At 65.0% G+C, this 3,782-nt stretch carries 4 protein-coding genes and 1 pseudogene; 2 read left to right on the forward strand and 3 right to left on the reverse strand.

Going from position 1 to position 3,782, the window contains the following annotated elements:
• The coding region (locus VGS97_RS29880; protein WP_414641874.1) for an IS3 family transposase at positions 1–105 on the forward strand (105 nt) is incomplete at its 5' end.
• A gap of 139 nt (positions 106–244) precedes the next feature.
• On the opposite strand, the gene VGS97_RS28790 is transcribed toward VGS97_RS29880, so the two are convergent.
• The gene (locus tag VGS97_RS28790) at positions 245–733 is read right to left on the reverse strand and encodes a hypothetical protein (RefSeq protein WP_326856832.1); all 489 of its coding nucleotides are present in this window, start codon (positions 731–733) and stop codon (positions 245–247) included.
• Positions 734–738: 5 nt separating this feature from the next.
• Here VGS97_RS28790 and VGS97_RS28795 point away from each other — a divergent pair, with 5 nt between their 5' ends.
• On the forward strand, positions 739–1,116 hold the full coding sequence (locus VGS97_RS28795) for a hypothetical protein (protein WP_326856833.1): 378 nt from the start codon (positions 739–741) through the stop codon (positions 1,114–1,116).
• 108 nt (positions 1,117–1,224) lie between these two features.
• Here VGS97_RS28795 and VGS97_RS29915 read toward each other — a convergent pair whose 3' ends face one another.
• Together VGS97_RS29915 and VGS97_RS29920 are read right to left on the reverse strand one after the other, a co-directional pair.
• Entirely contained in the window at positions 1,225–2,667 is a 1,443-nt protein-coding gene (locus tag VGS97_RS29915) for a hypothetical protein (RefSeq protein WP_326856834.1), read from the reverse strand.
• A 27-nt stretch (positions 2,668–2,694) separates the two neighbouring features.
• Positions 2,695–3,444, reverse strand: a pseudogene (locus VGS97_RS29920) (IS701 family transposase); the annotation flags it as partial.
• Between the last annotated feature and the right edge of the window lie 338 nt (positions 3,445–3,782).

Consider the following 3,782-nt stretch of genomic DNA (forward strand, 5'->3'; position numbering starts at 1 on the left):
GAATATATCGAGGCCTGGTACAACCCGCATCGGCGTCACTCGACACTCGACATGCTCAGCCCCGTGCAGTACGAACAGACACACGCCACCCCCGAAGCGGCGTGACACACCGGAACCGTCCGGAAAACCGGAGCAAGCTCAGTGCGCCAACTGAGCGACGAAGCCGCATGCTGCTTGCATCCGGTACCTAGGCCACTCTGTTGCGCGAGTTCTTTCGTTTTGAGGCAAGTTTCGTCTGGCCTGGTCAGCTCGCCGGTGTGAGTCTGGCCGGGCCGATGGAGCGGTCGGTATGGCGTTGGAGGGTGGCCAGGGCCTGTTGGACTTCGGTGGGTGCGGGTGGTTTGTCGGCGGCCATGAGCGGGGTCAGGAGCCGGTCGTGGAGTTTGGTGTAGAACACGGCGAAGCGCAGTCCGGTCTCGGTGATGCGGTAGGCGTTGCTACCGGGCACCCGTTCTATCAGGCCTTTAAGGCGTAGCCGGCGCAGGTCATAGCTCATCCGGGCGCTGCTGTACGAGATACCGAGGAGCGTGGCCACCATGGCGCGCAGGCTCTTGTTGGTGACCTGTCCGGTGACGGTGTGTACGCAGGCGGCCAGGGCGCCGGCCAGGGCCATCACGCGCGGGTCGCCGAACCGCAGGGCCGGGGCCCGCTGCCCGCCGTCCTCGACGGTCGGGCACGGTGATCTCCGTAGTGGTCGGAGACCCGCAGTGTCAACGATGACCGTCAGTTTCACACGACATGGCTTCTTCGGACCTCGGCACACATGGTCCGCAACTGCTGCAGTCCCTCAACAACCTGGTGCTCGTGCTGCGGAGTCGTGTATTGGCGGGGCCCGCTGACCTGCTCGATGCTATCGTCGAGGCGCGCGCGTTAGCCGAACGGCTTGCTGATCGCGACCCGAGTGCCCGTGTCGACGTCGCCCCGACGCTGCTGCGCTTTGCCGAGGCGCGCGTGCTGGTCGGGCAGGATCTCGACGCTGCGAATGCCGCCGTAGGAACCCTGCTGTCGGTCTACGGTGCGGAGGCGTCAGCGGCGGGCCTGATCGACCGGGCCACCGCCCTGCGCGAACAGCTGGCACAGCTGAGCGTGCCTACGCAACCCCGCGCCTGCGCCTGACGCGACGCCCGTAGGCAGCAACTCCGCACATTCCAACGTCTGCGGCTACCGATAAACGAGACGGACGGATCGGTCTTGAACTAGCTGACCTCGTCGGCCTGCTTCTGGTCATAGACCGAGTCCCAGTGAAGCGTCGATGGTTACGGCCATGACACCGTTGGCGAGGCCTATGAACAGGGACTGGCCAATCGCGGTGAGCGCCCTGACTGGATGACGCGTACGGAGGGTCCAAGAACGTGAGACATCCGGATCATAGATCCGTACCGTTCGATCGTCTCCGCCGCTGGCGAGTAGCTGCTTGCCATTGATGGTGATCGTACATAGCGCATTTATCCAACCGCTGTGGTCTTCAACGGCCCAGGCGCGCTCGCCGCTGTCGGGATCCCACAGCACGATTCCGGTAAGGCCTCCGCTGGCGATTAGCTGCCTGCCGCCAATACTGATCGCGCACAGCGCCCGGAGATAGCGATCTTCGATGGTTGCGACGACTGTGCGGCTCTCTGGGTCCCACAGCCGCACTTGGCCGGCATGGTTGGCGGAACTGAGACTGCCTGTGACTAGCAGTTGTACGCCGCCGACAGTTGTGGTACACAGCGCCCCGACACGGTGGTTGTGATCCTCCAGGATCCAGGTTCTACCGCTGTCTGGATCGCATAACCACACCGCCCCGGCACTACCGGAGCCATTGCGATCGGTTCCGGCGGCGAGCAATTGTCTGCTGCCGACAGAGATGCCGCACAGCGCGGTCACCCAGCCGGAGTAGCCCTCCCATGCCTGGACCGGCTCGATGCGGTCCAGGTCCCAGAGCGCCACTACGCCGAAGCCTCCGCTGGCAAGCAATTGTTTGCCACCGACGGTCACCGCACACAGCGACTTGACCCAGCGGTCTTCGAGGAGTCGGCTATCGCCGCTGTCCGGATCCCACAATTGCATACGCTTGATGCCACGGTCACGGCGATGGCTGCCGTGGCTGCTGGCGAGCAGTTGTCTGCCGCCGACAGCCACGGCGCACAGCACTTCAACTTGGCCTGTGCTTTTCAGGGTTTGGGCAGATCTGGCGCTGCTCAGGTCCCATAGCCGCACCGTCCAGCCGTCGCTGCTGACAAGCAGTCGCCTGTCCTCGACGGTGACTTCGCACAGTGCCCTGACTTCGTGGGTGTGGCCTTCCAGGACCTGGACTTCACCGCTTTCCGGATCCCACAACCGCACAGTCCGGCCGAAGCCGCTGCTGGCAAGTACCCGCCTGCCATCGATGGCGACCGAACATAGCACTCGGTGTTCGCCGGTGTGGTGAGAAAGGACCTGGGTCTTGCCGCTGTCGAGATCCCATATCCGTACTGTCCAGTCATTGATGCCGCCACTGCTGGCAAGCAGCTGCTTACCTCCGATGTCGACAGCACACAACGCCTGAACCTCGCCGCTGTGGCCGCTCAGGACCGTGACAAGCTTGCCCTCCTCTGGGTCCCACAGCAGCACCGCCTCGTCGAAACAGCTGCTACTGGCAAGCAGTTGTCTGCCGCGGACAGTGATCGCGCACAATGCCTGGACCATGCCAGCGCGTTCGAGAACTCGGACGGTTGTTCCGCTTTCGGGCTCCCACAGCTGCCACGCTCCGGGCGGCAGGTCGGCGGCGATCTGATCGAGGCGGCGGCGGATCCCGCCGTGCACGGTGACGCGGTGGTCGCAGGCCACCGCGAGTACGTAGCCCAGACCCAGAGCCATGATCCCGGCGCGGAAAACCGGGTCGCTACCGTAGACCTCATCTGCGGCGACGAACGAAGCGGGCACTCCGGCGCCATGCGCCTGCTCGATCATCTGCAGGGCCAGGCGTGGCTTGGTGGCGAAGCCGGCCTGCTCGGGGACCCCGGCCGCCGTGCAGCGCTCGCGGTTCTGGCACCAGGAGGCGGGCAGGTAGAGACGCCGGTCGACCAGGGCCCGGCCGGCCGCGGCGGCGTACGCGAGGAACACCGCGACCTGCGCGTTCTCGATTCTTCCAGCGGTGCCGGTGTATTGGCGCTGCACGGCGATCGAACGCTCGCCCTTTTTCAGGAACCCGGTCTCGTCCACCACCAGCACCGCCTCTGGTGTACCAAGGTGCTCGACGACCAGGTCACGCACGTCGTCACGCACCGCGTCGGCGTCCCACACCGCCTCGCGCAGCAGCCGCTGCATCGGCTGCGGATCGGACAGGCCCGCGTGCTCGGCTAGGTTCCAGCAGTTCTTGCGCTCGACGCCGCAGAGCAATCCAAGCAGGAACAACCGGGCCGTACGCCTGGGCTCCACTCGCGCGAACCGTCCGGCTACGCGATTGGTGACCTGGTCGAACAGCGACCACCACCCGGCCTGCTTTACGCTGTGGCCCGCGGCCACCGCAAGATCTGAAGTTGTCCTCACAAACACTGCATGATCGCGCGGTGGCCGCCCGCACGCCGCACAGCATCATCCGAACGCTGCGACGCCACACCTCAGATCACGAACTGAGGCTGCCGTACTAGGGCTCTGTCATGACTGAACGCCGCCCCTACCCCTCGTGTTTCGCTGTTTTGGGTGGTCATGTTTTGGCTGCGGCCCAGGCCAGCAGGATGGCGCGGGTTTCTTCGGGTCGTGGCTGGTAGACCCCTGGGTGCGAAAAACGTGCGGCGATGATGACGCGGCGCAGCTTGATC

The sequence above is a fragment of the Actinocrinis sp. genome (genome assembly GCF_035946395.1).
Classification (GTDB): Bacteria; Actinomycetota; Actinomycetes; order Streptomycetales; family Catenulisporaceae; genus Actinocrinis.

What these genes read in the sequence shown, in the direction of transcription:
- VGS97_RS28795 (WP_326856833.1), top strand. Translation starts at nt 739, where the DNA reads ATGGCTTCTTCGGACCTCGGCACACATGGTCCGCAACTGCTGCAGTCC.
- VGS97_RS29915 (WP_326856834.1), bottom strand. Translation starts at nt 2,667, where the DNA reads ATGGTCCAGGCATTGTGCGCGATCACTGTCCGCGGCAGACAACTGCTT.